The organism is Paraburkholderia hiiakae (assembly GCF_904848665.1).
In the GTDB taxonomy this organism is placed as follows: Bacteria; Pseudomonadota; Gammaproteobacteria; order Burkholderiales; family Burkholderiaceae; genus Paraburkholderia; species Paraburkholderia hiiakae.
In genome coordinates, this window is record NZ_CAJHCQ010000004.1 from 287,973 (window position 1) to 303,045 (window position 15,073).

General features: G+C 62.2%; 17 protein-coding genes. 7 read left to right on the plus strand and 10 right to left on the minus strand.

Annotated features, from left to right (window positions below; genetic code table 11):
* Positions 1 to 23 precede the first annotated feature (23 nt).
* Positions 24 to 536: a DUF2231 domain-containing protein gene (locus JMY28_RS10530; RefSeq protein WP_201695835.1), complete on the plus strand. Its 513-nt coding sequence runs from the start codon at positions 24 to 26 to the stop codon at positions 534 to 536.
* On the opposite strand, the gene JMY28_RS10535 is transcribed toward JMY28_RS10530, so the two are convergent.
* From JMY28_RS10535 to JMY28_RS10555, 6 genes are all read right to left on the minus strand, one after another.
* A complete protein-coding gene (locus JMY28_RS10535; RefSeq protein ID WP_201695836.1) occupies positions 500 to 1,012 on the minus strand; it encodes a CopD family protein in 513 nt (170 codons plus the stop codon). The two genes, JMY28_RS10530 and JMY28_RS10535, sit on opposite strands and share 37 nt — an antisense overlap.
* Positions 1,009 to 1,734, minus strand: coding sequence for a cytochrome c oxidase assembly protein (locus tag JMY28_RS10540; protein ID WP_201695837.1), 726 nt, complete (start codon positions 1,732 to 1,734; stop codon positions 1,009 to 1,011). Before JMY28_RS10540 ends, JMY28_RS10535 begins: the two co-directional genes overlap by 4 nt.
* A gap of 126 nt (positions 1,735 to 1,860) precedes the next feature.
* Positions 1,861 to 1,986 carry a hypothetical protein gene (locus JMY28_RS39325; protein WP_268960628.1) on the minus strand — a complete coding sequence of 42 codons (126 nt, stop codon included), beginning with the start codon at positions 1,984 to 1,986 and terminating at the stop codon, positions 1,861 to 1,863.
* Positions 1,987 to 2,063: 77 nt separating this feature from the next.
* Positions 2,064 to 2,519, minus strand: coding sequence for a universal stress protein (locus tag JMY28_RS10545; protein WP_201695838.1), 456 nt, complete (start codon positions 2,517 to 2,519; stop codon positions 2,064 to 2,066).
* 399 nt (positions 2,520 to 2,918) lie between these two features.
* A complete protein-coding gene (locus tag JMY28_RS10550; protein ID WP_201695839.1) occupies positions 2,919 to 3,875 on the minus strand; it encodes a cation diffusion facilitator family transporter in 957 nt (318 codons plus the stop codon).
* 98 nt (positions 3,876 to 3,973) lie between these two features.
* Positions 3,974 to 5,389, minus strand: a complete 1,416-nt coding sequence (locus JMY28_RS10555) for a basic amino acid/polyamine antiporter (protein ID WP_201695840.1) — start codon at positions 5,387 to 5,389, stop codon at positions 3,974 to 3,976.
* A 291-nt stretch (positions 5,390 to 5,680) separates the two neighbouring features.
* Between JMY28_RS10555 and JMY28_RS10560 the strand changes: the two genes are divergently transcribed.
* The 4 genes from JMY28_RS10560 to JMY28_RS10575 all read left to right on the plus strand — a co-directional run bounded on the left by JMY28_RS10560 (position 5,681) and on the right by JMY28_RS10575 (position 10,004).
* A complete protein-coding gene (locus JMY28_RS10560; protein ID WP_201695841.1) occupies positions 5,681 to 6,142 on the plus strand; it encodes an outer membrane lipoprotein in 462 nt (153 codons plus the stop codon).
* Positions 6,143 to 6,204: 62 nt separating this feature from the next.
* Positions 6,205 to 7,629, plus strand: coding sequence for a basic amino acid/polyamine antiporter (locus JMY28_RS10565; protein ID WP_201695842.1), 1,425 nt, complete (start codon positions 6,205 to 6,207; stop codon positions 7,627 to 7,629).
* Positions 7,630 to 7,794: 165 nt separating this feature from the next.
* Positions 7,795 to 8,985 carry an arginine deiminase gene (locus tag JMY28_RS10570; protein WP_236596801.1) on the plus strand — a complete coding sequence of 397 codons (1,191 nt, stop codon included), beginning with the start codon at positions 7,795 to 7,797 and terminating at the stop codon, positions 8,983 to 8,985.
* Positions 8,986 to 9,233: 248 nt separating this feature from the next.
* Entirely contained in the window at positions 9,234 to 10,004 is a 771-nt protein-coding gene (locus JMY28_RS10575) for a mechanosensitive ion channel family protein (protein ID WP_236596783.1), read from the plus strand.
* A 285-nt stretch (positions 10,005 to 10,289) separates the two neighbouring features.
* Here the strand turns inward: JMY28_RS10575 and JMY28_RS10580 are convergent, their stop codons facing one another.
* Positions 10,290 to 10,658: an immunity 50 family protein gene (locus JMY28_RS10580; RefSeq protein ID WP_236596784.1), complete on the minus strand. Its 369-nt coding sequence runs from the start codon at positions 10,656 to 10,658 to the stop codon at positions 10,290 to 10,292.
* 96 nt (positions 10,659 to 10,754) lie between these two features.
* Entirely contained in the window at positions 10,755 to 11,153 is a 399-nt protein-coding gene (locus JMY28_RS10585; protein WP_201695844.1) for a hypothetical protein, read from the minus strand.
* A 107-nt stretch (positions 11,154 to 11,260) separates the two neighbouring features.
* On the opposite strand from JMY28_RS10585, the gene JMY28_RS10590 reads away from it, so the two are divergent.
* On the plus strand, positions 11,261 to 11,452 hold the full coding sequence (locus tag JMY28_RS10590) for a hypothetical protein (protein WP_201695845.1): 192 nt from the start codon (positions 11,261 to 11,263) through the stop codon (positions 11,450 to 11,452).
* A 16-nt stretch (positions 11,453 to 11,468) separates the two neighbouring features.
* On the opposite strand, the gene JMY28_RS10595 is transcribed toward JMY28_RS10590, so the two are convergent.
* Both JMY28_RS10595 and shiA read right to left on the minus strand, forming a co-directional pair.
* The gene (locus tag JMY28_RS10595) at positions 11,469 to 12,239 is read right to left on the minus strand and encodes an IclR family transcriptional regulator domain-containing protein (protein WP_201695846.1); all 771 of its coding nucleotides are present in this window, start codon (positions 12,237 to 12,239) and stop codon (positions 11,469 to 11,471) included.
* A gap of 97 nt (positions 12,240 to 12,336) precedes the next feature.
* Complete coding sequence (gene shiA, locus JMY28_RS10600; RefSeq protein WP_201695847.1) at positions 12,337 to 13,650, minus strand: shikimate transporter; 1,314 nt, start codon at positions 13,648 to 13,650, stop codon at positions 12,337 to 12,339.
* A gap of 295 nt (positions 13,651 to 13,945) precedes the next feature.
* Between shiA and JMY28_RS10605 the strand changes: the two genes are divergently transcribed.
* Positions 13,946 to 15,070: a 4-hydroxyphenylpyruvate dioxygenase family protein gene (locus JMY28_RS10605; protein WP_201695848.1), complete on the plus strand. Its 1,125-nt coding sequence runs from the start codon at positions 13,946 to 13,948 to the stop codon at positions 15,068 to 15,070.
* Positions 15,071 to 15,073 lie beyond the last annotated feature (3 nt).

The following is a 15,073-nucleotide window of genomic DNA, read 5'->3' on the forward strand; positions in this document are numbered from 1 at the left end:
CTTCGACGCGGGGGAGATTGACCATGGCGAAGAAAGACGATTCCGGATCCCAGAAGCAAAGCGAGGTGATGCTCGAACTGCTGCGGCTCGATGCGGGCTCGGTCGTCGCGCTCGTGGGCCACCCGATTCACGTCATGATGGTGCACTTCCCGATTGCATTCGTGGTCGCCACGCTGGGCGTCGATGTCCTCTACTGGTGGTCGGGCGATCCGTTCTGGGTGAGAGCGGGTCTCTGGGCCGCCGGCTTTGCGTTCTGGAGCGGCGTGGGAGCCAGCATTGCAGGTACGGCCGAACTGCTGCTCGTGCGCGGCATCCGCTTGCGCGAAGCCAGTTGGTCGCATGCCGTGGCCGCCATGACGCTCGTCGCGATCGCGGGCGCCAACTGGGGCTTGCGCCTTTACTATCCCACGGAGGTCCTGCCGCACGGGCTCGCGCTGTCGGTCCTCGCCTCGGTAATGACGGGCTTCGCCGGCTGGCATGGGGGCAAGCTCGTGTTCGATCATGGCGTTGGGATTCTGGTGTCCCCGAAAGACTGATGCAGCCAGCGGGCGAGTCCGCCTGGCTCGAACAGATGCGGGGCAAACGCGTTTGACGGGATGTGCGGCTTGGCGAGTACGACCCAGATGATCGCGACGATAACAAACACATAAGCGGTTGCGAGAACAATCGATGAAAGGCGGCTGAAGTGCCCCTCGGGCAGGAACAGATGATGGAGCACGAGGCCAGCGAGGACATGCAGCATCGCCATGATGCCGACGAGCACCATCTTCACCGAGAACCATTCAACGAACGTAGCCTGCAGAAAGATCAACGCCGTGCCGCTTGCGATGGCGACGAAGGCGGCCGGTGAGGTCAGTTCGACATAGACGAGCCTCGTGATGCGGTGCAACCGGTCGAGTTCCGGCCCGACCGGGAGCGTGCGCCGCTGCCAGAACAGGAACGGCAGCACGATGAGCCCGCCCGACCAGATCGCGATCGCGGCCAGATGGATGAACTTCAGGACGGTTGTCACAGTGCGGGCTCCCCGGCGCGCAGCGAGGACCATGCGATCCAGAGTCCCGCGGCGAGATAAGGGACCATCGCGAGCACCCACATCAATAGTCCGGCCAGTTGCTGATCGGCGAGCGGCGTGAGTCCCCACGCGGCCGTGCTGGCGAAATGCACCACGTAGAGCGGACGGGGAGAAAAGACGATCAGGGCGCCGAGCAGGCCCATCTGCCCGATCGTCGCGACCAGCGCCATCAATGCGACGCCGGTCTGCACGAGCGGCGCGAAAATGCTGCGCCACAACAACCAGGCACTCCCAAGCAGTGTGGCCTGCATCAACCAGTAGGCGGCCACGGTGGCCAGGCCCCAGGTATAGAGCCCCGGTGCATGCCAGAGCCAGACGATGACGGCATGAGCGGCGACCACCGGCACGAGAGGAGGCGAGGGAATGCGCGGCAGCGGAAAGGCTCGTGCCAGGAGGGGCGCGATGACGGCGATGAGGATGATGTGGTGTGTGACTCGCGCCGAAAACAACGCTGACGACAGCGCGCACAGCGGAGAGACGAATACGACGACCATCAGCGCGAGCGCCAACCAGCCGGCGCGTGCATCGGCGCTGCGCCCACTGGCAATGACACATGCCAGGGCCGCAAGCGCGGCGAGCAACAGCGGATCGGTATTCCAGCGCAGCCACAAGTCTTGAGGAGTGCCTGCGGGGCCGCAGTAGGCGATCAGTGAAGCTGGCATGACACGTTGCCCTCCGGATCTGAATCGTACTGTAATGTACGCTTAGCCGTTGGTGTGACAAGACCTGCGAGGCTGCCGACGATAGTAGCAGACGAAGGCCTTGTCAGCTTCGCCGTGAGAGCATTGTCACGTGAGCCCATACGAAGCGTTGCTCTTTTCGCGCAACATTGGTGAGAGCGCGAACAGAGAGCAGAGATAGCCGACGATGGTGGGCGTCGCAATGGCGATGCTCGAAAACGTAAAGGAGAACATATTAATCGTATCGATATCCTGATCCGTGTGCTGGTACGCACATATGAAGTAGCAACCGATTCGCAAGCTTCGTGGGGTTAGCGCTTCTCACGCGTTTCGATTAGTACCGCGCAGGGCGACCTTTCGATGACTATTCCGCATGTCGACGGGTTGGCCCAGCGGCGTAGCCGTGATAAATGATGATGCCCCATCACAATGACCTCCGCGTTCAGCAAGCGGGCCTGATCGACGACGATATCAACCGGATTCCCCGCGCAGAAGTGCCGTTCCACCGTGAGATTCCGGTCGGCAAGTTGAGCGGCCGCGGCAGTCAGGATCGATTGTGCGAAGGATGTCTGCGCGTGTGCGTAAGGATAGGTCAGGCCATCAGGCGCGACACCGCTCTCGCAACCGGGAGGCAATGCGTAGGATGGGTCGACGACGCTAAGCAGGTGTAGGGTCGCCGCACCCGGAGCGGCCACGCGACTGGCCAGTTCGATGACGTGCACGGTCTGGGGCGAGCCGTCCAGTGGAACGAGGAGGATATTGAACATGGTAGGAGATGCCTTTCGAAGATTCGATTGACATGCGGGGTTCAGCACGCGGGAGCACGGCGCCGCACTCGAAACGGCATCGCGCGATGCAGGTCTTTCGTTACCGGGTGGACCATGGCGAAAGGTCGGCGGGCCACAGTCGCTCCTTGTCAGGCGAGTCCGGGAAACACGAGCATTGCACGATGGATGGCGACCATTTACATGTAACCAAAGGTAGGCAGTTACAGGTGACGCGTCAACTCAACACAAGTCATTTATTTAACATGGAAGAAACTAGAAGCGGGGCCAAATGCCGGGGAGTAAGCACGTTGCTGCGATAGTCGTTGCGCTCGAGTACCGCGAGGCGGCGCTCGTACCCGAGCGCGTTGGCGAGCTGAGCGCGCTCTGGTGATGCGCGCGCTATCCGGGCTGGCGTCCGTCTTCCCAGCGCGGGTCCGCGGTGATCTGCACAATGAGCCGGTTTTCCAACGGATTCGTGCTGAGCGTTTCCCAGATGCGTTCGCGCAATCCGTCCTGCGAGGCGAGATCGCTTAACGCGGACGCTGCGCCGACAAGCACGCTGACTTCGACAAAGTTGCGCCGGCCCGCCTGGATGACGTGTGTGTGATGGCGCAGAATGCCAAGCTCGCGTTCGAGCTTCGAAAGCGCCATCTCGATCTCCGAACGCGGATTATTCTCTTCGGGACTCATGTGCAGCAATTCAGCAAAGCTAGTGCTCACGATCTTCACCGGCGCAAAGAGAAATATCAGGGAGAGCCCCGCGGTCATTGCACTGTCGACATAGCGCGCCCATAGATAGTGAAAGCTTTCGGGCAATATCGAATACACGAAAAAGCCGAGCAGCGTGGCCGCGCTGAACGAGAATTTCATGATCCATTTCCAGCCGTCGGTTTTGAGCAGCTTGGAATTGATCTGTGCGGCCGCGCGCTTTTTATACACCACCATGGCGAAGCTGATCACGCAACTCGCGGCGCTGATCAGCATGACGCCTTGCGCATTCACCACGTGGCCGCCCGAACGTATGCCCTCAATGCCGTTCACGAAGCCATATACGCAAACGACCAGCATCATGAGCCCGTTTATGCCATTCACGAGCGGCTCGAGGAACCAATAGCCATATTCGAAGCGAGTGGTCGCGGGCCGGTTCACCACGGTGGCCACGAGCAGTCCGAGCGCGGAACTCACGAGGTTGAGCAGATAGAAGATAGCGGTCAGCAGCAACGTGTCGGACTGCACAAAGAAGCCATAGCCGACGTTCGCCGCGAAACCGAGGCACACGACGTAAATGGAAACCTTCATCGTGCGCTGCTCGACCGCTGCGAGTTGCGCCTTGCGGAGCGCATAGCTGATAGGCATGATTTCTCGCTGTCGAACGTTGGAACGTTTGAATGGCGGCGGTGAGGCGAAAAGCAGTCAAGAGACCGATGGATGCGGGCAGGCGCAATGGCGCACGGCTAACGCCACGCAGAGGCGCTCAGCCCGAAAATCGCAACGAGTCCGCCGCCCATCACCACGAGAAACGCACACCACTCGGGCCGGGAAAAAAGTGCCTCGCCACGCTCGCGCCGCGCCCACATGTAGAGCAGGCTGCCGGGGCCATACAGGAGCGCGGACATGACGAGCAGTTCCACGCCGCAAGCGTATAGCAGGAACAATGTATAAATCGTGGCGATGGCCGCTGTGGCATAGCTCAGCGTGCGCTTTCGCGCGCTCATGGCCGATTGCGGGAGTGCGCGGATTGCCTTGAGTCCGAAGGTCGCTACAAAAAAGTAGGGGATGAGCGCCATGGCGCTCGTGAGGCGCAACATGAGCGAGAAGGCGTCGGTCGACCAGTACGTGCTGATGACGAAGGCCTGCACGACGCTGCTCGTAAGCCATATCGCGGCGGTGGGCAGCGCGCGCGCGTTGCGGCGCGCGAAGATGGCGGGCATGGCGTTCGCTTTCGCACTTGCGTACAGCACTTCCGCGCAGATCAGCGACCACGCCAGGTAGGCGCCGAGCACGGAGACGATGAGCGCGCCGCCAATGAACACCGCGCCTGGCGAGCCGATCACGGCGCCAAGCACCGACGCCATGGAAGGTTGCCGCATGACCGCGATGTCCGCGCGCATGAGGTGCGCGTAGGGCAGCAGCGTGACGAGCACGAGCAGCAACAGCACGAAGGCGAAGCCGAGTATCGTGGCGGCGCCCACGTCGGAGCGCTTTCTCGCGTAGCGCGAATACACACTCGCCCCTTCAATGCCGAGAAACACGAATACCGTGACGAGCATGGTGCCTTTGACCTGCTGCGCAAGCCCCCGAGTGCTTTCCTCGAGATTGTTCGTGAATGGCCCCGCGCTCGCATAGACACTCAAAATGCCGATAAAAACGAAAATGGGCAGAATCTTTACGACAGTGAGAATCGCATTGATGAGCGTGGCCTGCTGAATGCCCCGCAAAAGCATCCAGTGAAATGCCCATATGCCGACTGACGAAACCGCAATGGCAATCGGCGTATTGCCGTTTCCGAATGCCGGCACGAATGCGCCGAGCGTGGATTTGATCAGCACCCAATAAGAGACGTTGCCGAAGCAACCGGCCATCCAGTAGCCGAACGCAGAGAGAAAGCCCGCGTAGCCGCCAAAGCCGTCGCGCGCGTAAGCAAAGATGCCGGAGTCGAGGTCGGGCCGGATTTCCGCGAGAAGCTGGAAGACGCGGGCCAGCATATACATGCCGCCTCCCGCAATGCACCATGAGACGACGGCGGCCGTCGGTCCTGCTTCGAGCGCGAAGTTGCGCGGCAGCGAATAGATGCCTGCGCCGACCATGGATCCCACGACCATGGCCGTGAGGACTGGCAGCGACAACTTCTGGTCATCCGTCGATTTCATGTCCGAGCCTTTTCTGATCTTCGACCTGTCGTAATGCGAGCGCGGGAAATCGAGGATAAAAAAGCGCGCCACATTGAATTGATGAGCTATTCTCGAGCGAATGCCACGTTGAATGCCTCATGTGCGAATCGTATTCCATAATGTTCGTCAGGTGTCCGGAGGATGGATGGCAAAAGGAGAGTCACCGGGCACGTATTGGCTGAATGTTCGCTAATGAATAGGTGTGGGATCGTTAGCAAACAGGCCGAATGAACTAGCGAATCCGCAATGCGCCGCATTAGGGGGAATGTCATGCGATATCTCGCTGCAGCACTTCTTGGCTCCGTGGTGGGCTCGCTCGCGCTTTCGGGCTGCGAGACCCCGACTTCGGGTTCCACCTTCACGCCGGCCCAGGCGCAACAGGTGATGGTGGTCGAACTCGGTGCGGTCGAAGCCGTGCGGCCCGTCACCATCCAGCCCGGCCCAACGGGCATTGGCGCAATCACCGGCGGCGCGCTTGGCGGCATCGCGGCAGGCAGCAACATCGGGCGCGGCTCGGGCGCCGTAGCGGCGGGCATCGGCGGCGCCGTGCTGGGTGGCGCGGCAGGCAATGCCGTGGAGCAGCGAGTCACGCAGCGCGCGGGCCTTGAAATCGTCGTGCGTCTGGATTCGGGGCAACTGATGTCGGTGGTCCAGGATGCGGATCAGCAGTTCGTTCCGGGCGACCGCGTGCGTGTGCTGCTTGGCAACAACTCGGTGCGCGTGACCCGATGAAGTGAACGCAGGTGTGGTTGGTCTCTCGATAAGGCGAAGTTTCGAACAAAGCGAGGAAACCGATGGCCGATACCGAGCAGAAGATGAGTCGCGTGCAGTTGACCGCGATGGTAGTCGGGGGCATGGTGGGCGCCGGGATCTTTTCTCTGCCGCGAACCTTCGCCAATGCAACGGGGCCAGTCGGCGCGGCCATTGCGTGGCTCGTCGCGGGCGTGGGCATGTACACGCTCGCACGCGTGTTCCAGGCGCTCGCGGAGCGCAAGCCGAACCTCGACGCCGGTGTGTTCATGTACGCCAAAGAGGGCTTCGGCGACTACCCCGGCTTCCTCTCCGCGTTCGGTTACTGGATCGGCAGTTGCATCGGCAACGTTTCGTACTGGGTGCTGATCAAGTCCACGCTGGGCGCATTTTTCCCGGTGTTCGGCGACGGCAATACGGTCACCGCTATCGTCGTGGCTTCGATCGGCATCTGGCTGTTTCACTTTCTCATTCTTCGCGGCGTGAAGCAGGCCGCGTTCATCAACACCGTCGTGACGTTCGCCAAGGTCATCCCGATCATGGTGTTCGTCGTCATTCTCCTGTTCGTATTCAAGTACGGAACCTTCCACCTGAATATCCAGTCCGCGGCGCAAGAGGGCGGACTCATCCAGCAGGTTCGCGCGACGATGTTGGTCACCGTGTTCGTGTTCATCGGCATCGAAGGGGCGAGTGTGTATTCGCGCTATGCGAAGGAGCGCGCGGACGTTGGGCGCGCAACGATCATGGGCTTCGCCGGTGTGACCACGCTCATGGTGCTCGTTTCCATGCTGCCTTTCGCCGTGCTGCCGCGCGGCGACGTCGCGGGCATGCGCCAGCCCTCCATGGCGGCCGTGCTCGAAAGCGTGGTCGGTCCGTGGGGCGGCATCTTCGTGAGCATCGGCCTGGTCGTTTCCGTACTCGGCGCGTATCTGGCGTGGTCGCTCATCTGCGCCGAGGTGATGTTCGCGGCGGCGCGCAATCAGGACATGCCGGCCGTGTTCGCGCGCGAAAACGCCAACAACGTGCCGGCCAATGCGCTCTGGATCACCAACATCGTCGTGCAGTTGCTGGTAGCGAGCACGTATTTTTCGCGCGATGCGTTCTCGCTGATGCTTAACCTCACGAGCTCGATGTCGCTGATTCCCTATCTCTTCGTCGCGGCCTACGGGTTCATGGTGTCGAACCGCGGCGAGAGCTACGAGGTACGGCCCGAAGAGCGCAAGCGCGATCTCGCACTGGCTGCGGTCGCCGTAATCTACACGTTGTTCATGATTGTTGCCGGTGGTCTCAAGTTCATCCTGCTTTCGGCGATTCTTTACGCGCCTGGCACGGTGCTGTATTTCCTCGCGCGGCGCGAGCGCAAGCTGAAGGTGTTTCAGTGTACGAGCGACTGGGTCATTTTCATCGTGGCGGCCGTAGCGGCCATCGTGGGCGTCGTTGGGCTGGCCACGGGCGCCATGGCACTCTAACGAGAACGAGCGGAGATCGATATGTCCAAGGCGAAGGGCAGTGGGAAGAATGAAAAGGGCGAGAAGGCGGAGAAAGTAGAAAAGGCCGCGAAGGGCGGCAAGGCCAAGGGGAAGGAAGAGAGTGCGCTCGGGGTGTATTCGGAAGTCGGGCAACTGCGCAAGGTGATGGTTTGCGCGCCTGGCATGGCGCACTCGCGTCTCACGCCGAGCAATTGCGACGAGTTGCTGTTCGACGACGTGCTGTGGGTCGACAACGCGAAGCGCGACCATTTCGACTTCGTCACGAAAATGCGCGACCGCGGTGTAGAGGTTGTGGAAATGCACAACCTGCTCGCCGAAACCGTTGCCGTGCCCGAAGGCAAGAAGTGGATTCTCGACAATCAGATCGTGCCGAACCAGGTCGGGCTCGGTTTCATCGACGAACTCAGAAGCTATCTGGAAGGGCTCGAGGAACGCAAGCTGGCCGAGACCTTGCTTGGCGGTCTCTCGATCTACGACTTCCCCGAATCGCACGGCGGCGCCGCGCTCAAGGTCGTGCGCGAAGCGGCCGGTTCCACCGAATATCTCTTGCCGCCGCTTCCGAACACGCTGTACACGCGCGACACCACGTGCTGGATTTACGGCGGCGTGACGCTCAATCCGCTGTACTGGCCCGCGCGGCACGAGGAAACGATCCTTGCGGCGGCGATCTACCGCTTCCATCCGGACTTCGCGGGCAACGTCAACGTGTGGTGGGGCGACCCCACCGAGGACCACGGCATGGCGACGCTCGAAGGCGGCGACGTCATGCCCATCGGCAACAAGACCGTGCTGATCGGCATGAGCGAGCGCACGTCGCGGCAGGCAATCAGCCAGCTCGCCGCCACGCTGTTCAAGAAGGGCGCGGCGGAGCAAGTGATCGTCGCGGCCATGCCGAAAATACGCGCGGCCATGCACCTCGATACGGTCTTCACGTTTGCAGATCGCGACTGCGTGCTGATCGCGCCGGATTTTCTGGCGCGCACGCGCACGTTTACGTACCGGCCCAGTGATCACCCGGCGGGTGTGGAACTGCATCAGGAGAAGAAGTCCTTCGTCGAGGTGGTGAGCGCGGCGCTCGGCATCAAGAAAATGCGCGTGGTGGAAGCTGGCGGCAACGATTACCAGCGCGAACGCACACAGTGGGACAGCGGCGCGAACCTGGTTTGCACATCGCCTGGCGTCGTGTTCGCTTACGACCGCAACACCTATACGAACACGCTGCTGCGCAAGGCCGGAATCGAGGTCGTGAGCATCGTGGGTGCGGAGCTGGGGCGCGGGCGCGGCGGCGGCCATTGCATGACGTGCCCGATCATTCGCGATGCGGTGGACTTCTAACGTCGAAGTGTGAGGAGATCGTTGCGGGCGCAAGCAATTGCGTTGCAATAGTGCCGGATCAAAAAGGCATGCGAGGACGGGGCTTTCAAAGCTTACGGGCATGCGGACTGCTGCCTCGTCCTGTGGGGTGCGCAACGCGCGCACCTCGCTCCCCATCGCAACCACTTGATCCCCGATCATGGACGATTTCTTCAACCGCCTTTTTCATCTGCAACCACACGCTGCTTGCCACGATGACGCACGACGTCATGAATGTGATCGTCGCCGTGCTGATCGTCGTTGCCGGCTGGTGGGTTTCCAATCGCGTCGCGCAGGTGTTCGCGAGCATGCTGGCGCGCTCGCACGCCGACCCGACGCTCGCACCAATGCTCGCGGGTATGGCGGCGTGGGCCGTGCGCGTGATCGCGCTCGTCGCCGCGTTGAGCGAAGTGGGCATCGCCACGGCTAGCGTGCTCGCCGCGCTCGGTGCCGCTGGCCTCGCTATCGGCCTCGCGCTGCAAGGCACCCTGCAGAACATCGCTGCCGGCATCATGCTGCTGATGCTGCGCCCGTTTCGTGCGGGCGACGTGATCGAAGGCAGCGGCGCGGCGGCCGGCATCGTGTGCGAAGTGGGGCTGTTCACGACACGTATCGAGCGTGGCGACGGCAATGTCGTATTCGTGCCGAACAGCCAGATCTGGAGCAATCCCGTCATCAACTACAGCAGCGGCGGCACGCAGCGCATCGACGTCACGGTCGATCTCGCGCGGCGCGACCAGGTGGACGCCGCCATCGGCAAGCTCAAGGAAATGGTGTCCGCCGAACCGCGTGTGCAAAGCGGCACGACGCTCGCGCCGACGGTCGCCGTGGACAGCTATCCGTCTGGCGGCGGCGCGCGCTTACGGGTGCGTGCATGGGTGCGCAACGCCGATGCGCAATACGCCGTCGACGATATACGCGGGCACGCGCGCGAAGCGCTCGCGACGGCGGGGCTCGCGGTGACGGGTAACGCGCGCGTGGCGGGGGCTAGCGCGAAATAGAACCGCGTTCCGCTCTCGTTGGCTGCGCTCGCGCTCGTCGAGCGTATCGAGGAACAGAAGCAGCGCAAAACCCTGTGTTTGCGTCGCCGCGCGGCAAGGTGCTATCGGATACGACGCTGTCCGGTTTTGAAAGCAGCTTCCGCGATTGGGCCTGCGAAACGGCTACGCCCGTGACCTTGCAGAGCGAGCGCGCGCCCACACGGTCGCTAACAAGGTTGAAGCGGCCTACTACCGCACAGGCCTTCATGTGTGTGGCATGGTGGCGTGATTCTGGAGCCACCATGGTCAGAATTCATTCCGTTTATATGGTTTGATACCAACAATGAGGATTTCTTTGCAGGACAATTTAATATCCAAACCGATGTTTGGCATAAGGTCAAAATTTATCAGATCGCGACGGCGCTTTGATAAAGTAATGTCCGAAATTGAAGCCTCCGCAAGCATGGCATTAACATCCATCTCCGAAGTCATAATGTCCAGTAAGTCGACAACAACCATATAATCTGAACCACCGTCACTTCGCGGGGCAGCGTAGCGATTGTGCAGTATTTCAAGTTGAAGATCGACCAGATAGCGCGCTTGCCCAACGGGTAGCCGCTCGCCCTCCATGTTTTCGTATGAACGCCGCTTTCTTTGGAGGCGAAAAGTTAACACTGCCGAATCATGAAAAGACGGGTAGCAACCAAAAATCTTAATAAGTAAGTCGCTGTTTTCGGCCAGTTCCCAACCCCAACGTTTTGTCGTCGCTTTTCATAGATTCACCATCAAGTTGATCGCTGCATTGTCGGTCGGCAGGTTCCAGTGCGCCAGGTTCAAACTGTCGCGGACAAACGCCTGAACGTCGCGGAGTGCCTTCGCGCCGGTAATCGAACGCAAGTCCCAGTTTGGGCGGAAGTGCCGGGCAAACGCCGCCCGGTCGTCCGCGAGTTGCCTGATCCGGTCTTTTTCCCACAACTCGCTTTTGTTCACTTCGCTCAGGGACCGCTCATCCCACGACCAGGATTTGTCCCGACCCGCATTCGGATAGAGCGCGCGGGCCGACATATTGCCGTAGCCGCGTCCCCAACTCGTCAGGTCGTAATACTTCGGTCCCGGAATCAGTGTGCATTGCCATCCGGTTTCGAGCGGCACAGCAAGGGTATTCCACATCGTCAGTTACCCGTCCTCTTTTCGGGACTTTTAGCCTACCCAGCATTCGACGGCAAAATCGCAAAACGAGGTCAAATTCCGCGCTTCGCCAAGATTGCATCAATCGAATGGGGATTACGCGTGGCTGGCGACGTGGCTTATTCCTCGTCGTCCTCGCGGCTGGTCTTTCCGCGCTGGAGGATTTCCAGCAGCGCTTCGTCGCGCATTGCGCGCACGCGCGCGGTCTGCACCTCGCTCTTCTCGCGGTGACGGGCAACGCGCGCATGACGGGCGCCAACGCCACGCTCATGCAGCGCTAGCGCACGGTAGAACCAGTTAAAGCACGTTGAGCATGGCGAGCGCGCTTTCCTGCAGATGCGGCAAGACGCGCTGGAGAGCGGCCTCGGGGCTTTCTTCGCGCATCGGCATGTTGGTGCTGAGTGCGGCGACCACCTCGCCGTTGCGATTCCTGAGCGGCACGGCAATGCCGCGCACGCCCACCTGCAACTGCTGCTCGATGAGCGCGTAGCCATCCACGCGCGCACGTACGATCTTCTCGCGCAGGCGTGCGCCGCTTGTGATGGTATGCGGCGTGAATGGCGAAAGCTCGACCGTGTCGAGCCAGGCGGAAACCGCATCCTGGTCGGCCTCGTGCGCGAGCAGCACCACACCGGGCGAGATGAGCGGCGCGGGCACGCGCGCGCCGAGCACGAAGCCCGTGGTCATCACGCGCGACACACCATTGCGCGCGATCACAACGAGTTCCCAGCCATCGAGCACGCTCACATAGGCCGATTCGTTGAGCGTCGCGCTCAACTGCTGCAGATACGGCTGCACGGTGCGCGGCAGGCGCGCCGAATCGAAATAGGACCAGCCCACGCGCAGCACGCGCGGCGTGAGGCCGTACAGCCGGCCATCCGTGTACACATAGCCGAGCGATTCGAGCGTGAGCAGATAGCGGCGCGCGGCGGTGCGCGAGAGGCCCGTGCGCTCGGCCGCCTGGGTGGGGGTCATGCGCGCGTGTTTGCTGTCGAAGGCTTCGAGAATCGCGAGGCCTTTTTCGAGGCCCGCGATCCAGTCGCGCCGGTCCAGTGGCGGTTTCTTCATCGGCGTACAAAACCCTGTACTGCACCGTTGCCAAAGCAATGGAAAAAGCCGCAGGCGCCAAACGCCTGCGGCTCGCCAGTCTTCGATTTGCGCGTGTTCACTCTGGCTTCATGCGCGCCGCCACGATCAGCGAGATCAGGCAGCCAATCGCCAGATACGCGGCGACGAGGTGCCACGAACCGCCGCCAACGCCCACCAGCGCCACCGCGATGAACGGCGTGAAGCCGCCGCCCACCACGCTCGCGAACTGGTAGCCCACGCCTGCGCCGCTGTAGCGGTACTCCGCGCCGAACAGCTCGGTGAAGAGCGGCTGCTGCACGCTTACGACCATGTCGTGGGCGACGTTCGCAAGCATCACCGAGAAGATCACGATCCAGACCGTGGCCCGCGCTTCGAGCGCGAGGAAGAACGGCACGGCGCTCAACAAGCCGATGAAGGCGCCAATCAGATAGATGCGGCGCAGCCCGAGGCGGTCGGCGAGCCACGCGAAGCAGGGGATCGTGATGCAGCTGAGCGCGCCCACGAAGAGGCCGATGCCGAGAAAGAGATCGCGCGACAGGCCGAGGTTGGTGGTCGAATAGCTCAGCGCGAAGGCGGTCACGATATACATCGTGAAGAGTTCGGCCAAGCGCAGCGCGACGATGTAGAGGAAGGCCTTCGGGTGGCGCGTGAGCGCCTCCAGCACCGGCATCTTGAGCTTGCGGTCGCCGTGCTCGACCTTCTCGACGAACTCGCGCGACTCGTCCATGCTCGAGCGCACCCACAGGCCGATCAGCACGAGAACGACGCTGAACACGAACGGCAGGCGCCAGCCCCACGAGCGGAACGATGCCTCGCCGAGCAGGTGGCTCAGGATCGCGACAATGCCCGTGGCGAGCACGAGGCCCACGCCGTAGCCCACCTGCACGCCGCTGCTGTAGAAGGCCTTCTTGCCGCGCGGCGCGCTTTCCACGGCCATGAGCGCCGCGCCGCCCCATTCGCCGCCAACCGCGAAGCCCTGCAGCGCGCGGAACGCGACGAGCAGCGCGGGCGCCCATAAGCCGATCGTCGCGTAGGTCGGCAGCAGGCCGATGGCCATGGTGGAAAGGCCCATCATCATGACGGTGATCACGAGCATGCGTTTGCGTCCGAGCCGGTCGCCGAAGTGACCGAACACGATCCCGCCGAGCGGGCGGAACAGGAAGCCCACGCCGAAAGTTGCGAAGGCGGCGAGGGTGCCCGTCGACTTGCTGACCTGCGGGAAGAACGCGCCATTGAACACCAGCGCGGCGACAATGCCGTAGAGCAGGAAGTCGTACCAGTCGACGACCGCGCCGACGAAGCTGCCGAGCGCCGCTTTGCGCGCCTGGCGGCGCGACGGCGAGAGAGGGGCGGCTTCGGGGGAGCCGGTGGTGTCGAGGCTGATGGTCATGAGTTGTCTCCGATCTTCTGCGCATGTGCCATGCTGCGAAAAGCTGCGATGTGCGCTGAACGTGAAACGCAGCATAGGGCGGCCCGGGCCGCCCGGCAATGCGTGGCGGCGCCATTTTGCGCGATATTCGCCCAAATGCGTGCGACTATCGAACGCTTTGCGGGTTTGCACCGAGGTGGCGCACAGCCGCTCGAACACGGCGCCCTTCGTCAAATTGAACGAACTGGTTAAAATCGGCCTGCTTCGCGATCGTGGCGAAGCGTACGTTTCAGCGCTTGCGTCAGGAGCCTATTGCATGTCCAGCCCCTCTAATCCTCCGCCGCAGGCGGACAATCCGCTCGGCATGGCCGGTCTCGAGTTCGTCGAGTTCGCCGCGCCCGAGCCCGCCGACCTCGGCCGCCGCTTCGAACAGTTCGGCTTCAAGGCGATCGCGCGCCACGTGAGCAAGGCGGTCACGCTCTATCGGCAGGGCGAGATGAATTTCCTGCTGAACGCCGAACCCGATTCGTTCGCCGCGCGTTACGCGCAGGAGTACGGCATGGGCGTCTGCGCGATCGGCGTGCGCGTCGACAATGCGAAGCGCGCGTTCAAGCATGCCATCTCGCTCGGCGCGTGGGCGTTCGAAGGCGAGCGCCTCGGGCCCGCGGAGCTGCACATTCCCGCGATCCAGGGTATTGGGGATTCGCACCTCTATTTCATCGACCGCTGGCGCGGACGCGGCGGCCAGCGCGGCGGCGTGGGTGACATTTCGATCTTCGACATCGACTTCCGGCCGATCGACGTCGCCACGGCGCACACCGATCTCGATCACGGCGGCACAGGCCTCACCCGCGTCGATCACCTCACGCAGACGGTGGGCGCGGGGCGCATTGCGGAATGGCTCGACTTCTACCGCGACCTGCTGCATTTTCGCGAGATTCACGAGATCAACGCGAACTGGCATGTGTCCGAGGAGTCGCGCGTGATGGTGTCGCCCGATGGCGAGCTGCGAATTCCTGTGTACGAGGAAGGCACGCGGCGCACGCAGCTTTTGCACGACTATCTGCCCGAACACCCCGGCGAAGGCGTGCAGCACATCGCGCTGGCAAGCAACGACATCCTCGCGAGCGTCGATGCGCTCAAGGCCAATGGCGTGGAGTTCGTCGAGCCGCCGTCCGCTTACTACGACACCGTGGATGCGCGTTTGCCCGGCCACGGCGTGGACCTGGAGGCATTGCGCAAGCGTCATGTGCTGATCGATGGCGAGATTGGCGAAGACGGCGTGCCGCGGCTCTTTTTCCAGACGTTTGCCAAGCGCCATCCCGGCGAGATTTTTTTCGAAGTCGTGCAGCGCAGCGGCCACCACGGTTTCGGCGAGGGCAATCTCGACGTGCTCGCGCGCTCGCGCGAGGCGGGCGCGAAACAGGGCGATGCAGGCTAAACC

What these genes read in the sequence shown, in the direction of transcription:
- JMY28_RS39325 (WP_268960628.1), bottom strand. Translation starts at nt 1,986, where the DNA reads ATGTTCTCCTTTACGTTTTCGAGCATCGCCATTGCGACGCCCACCATC.
- JMY28_RS10565 (WP_201695842.1), top strand. Translation starts at nt 6,205, where the DNA reads ATGGCCGATACCGAGCAGAAGATGAGTCGCGTGCAGTTGACCGCGATG.
- JMY28_RS10530 (WP_201695835.1), top strand. Translation starts at nt 24, where the DNA reads ATGGCGAAGAAAGACGATTCCGGATCCCAGAAGCAAAGCGAGGTGATG.
- shiA (WP_201695847.1), bottom strand. Translation starts at nt 13,650, where the DNA reads ATGACCATCAGCCTCGACACCACCGGCTCCCCCGAAGCCGCCCCTCTC.
- JMY28_RS10605 (WP_201695848.1), top strand. Translation starts at nt 13,946, where the DNA reads ATGTCCAGCCCCTCTAATCCTCCGCCGCAGGCGGACAATCCGCTCGGC.
- JMY28_RS10590 (WP_201695845.1), top strand. Translation starts at nt 11,261, where the DNA reads ATGGGGATTACGCGTGGCTGGCGACGTGGCTTATTCCTCGTCGTCCTC.
- JMY28_RS10540 (WP_201695837.1), bottom strand. Translation starts at nt 1,734, where the DNA reads ATGCCAGCTTCACTGATCGCCTACTGCGGCCCCGCAGGCACTCCTCAA.
- JMY28_RS10550 (WP_201695839.1), bottom strand. Translation starts at nt 3,875, where the DNA reads ATGCCTATCAGCTATGCGCTCCGCAAGGCGCAACTCGCAGCGGTCGAG.
- JMY28_RS10570 (WP_236596801.1), top strand. Translation starts at nt 7,795, where the DNA reads ATGGTTTGCGCGCCTGGCATGGCGCACTCGCGTCTCACGCCGAGCAAT.
- JMY28_RS10545 (WP_201695838.1), bottom strand. Translation starts at nt 2,519, where the DNA reads ATGTTCAATATCCTCCTCGTTCCACTGGACGGCTCGCCCCAGACCGTG.
- JMY28_RS10585 (WP_201695844.1), bottom strand. Translation starts at nt 11,153, where the DNA reads ATGTGGAATACCCTTGCTGTGCCGCTCGAAACCGGATGGCAATGCACA.
- JMY28_RS10555 (WP_201695840.1), bottom strand. Translation starts at nt 5,389, where the DNA reads ATGAAATCGACGGATGACCAGAAGTTGTCGCTGCCAGTCCTCACGGCC.
- JMY28_RS10595 (WP_201695846.1), bottom strand. Translation starts at nt 12,239, where the DNA reads ATGAAGAAACCGCCACTGGACCGGCGCGACTGGATCGCGGGCCTCGAA.
- JMY28_RS10575 (WP_236596783.1), top strand. Translation starts at nt 9,234, where the DNA reads ATGAATGTGATCGTCGCCGTGCTGATCGTCGTTGCCGGCTGGTGGGTT.
- JMY28_RS10560 (WP_201695841.1), top strand. Translation starts at nt 5,681, where the DNA reads ATGCGATATCTCGCTGCAGCACTTCTTGGCTCCGTGGTGGGCTCGCTC.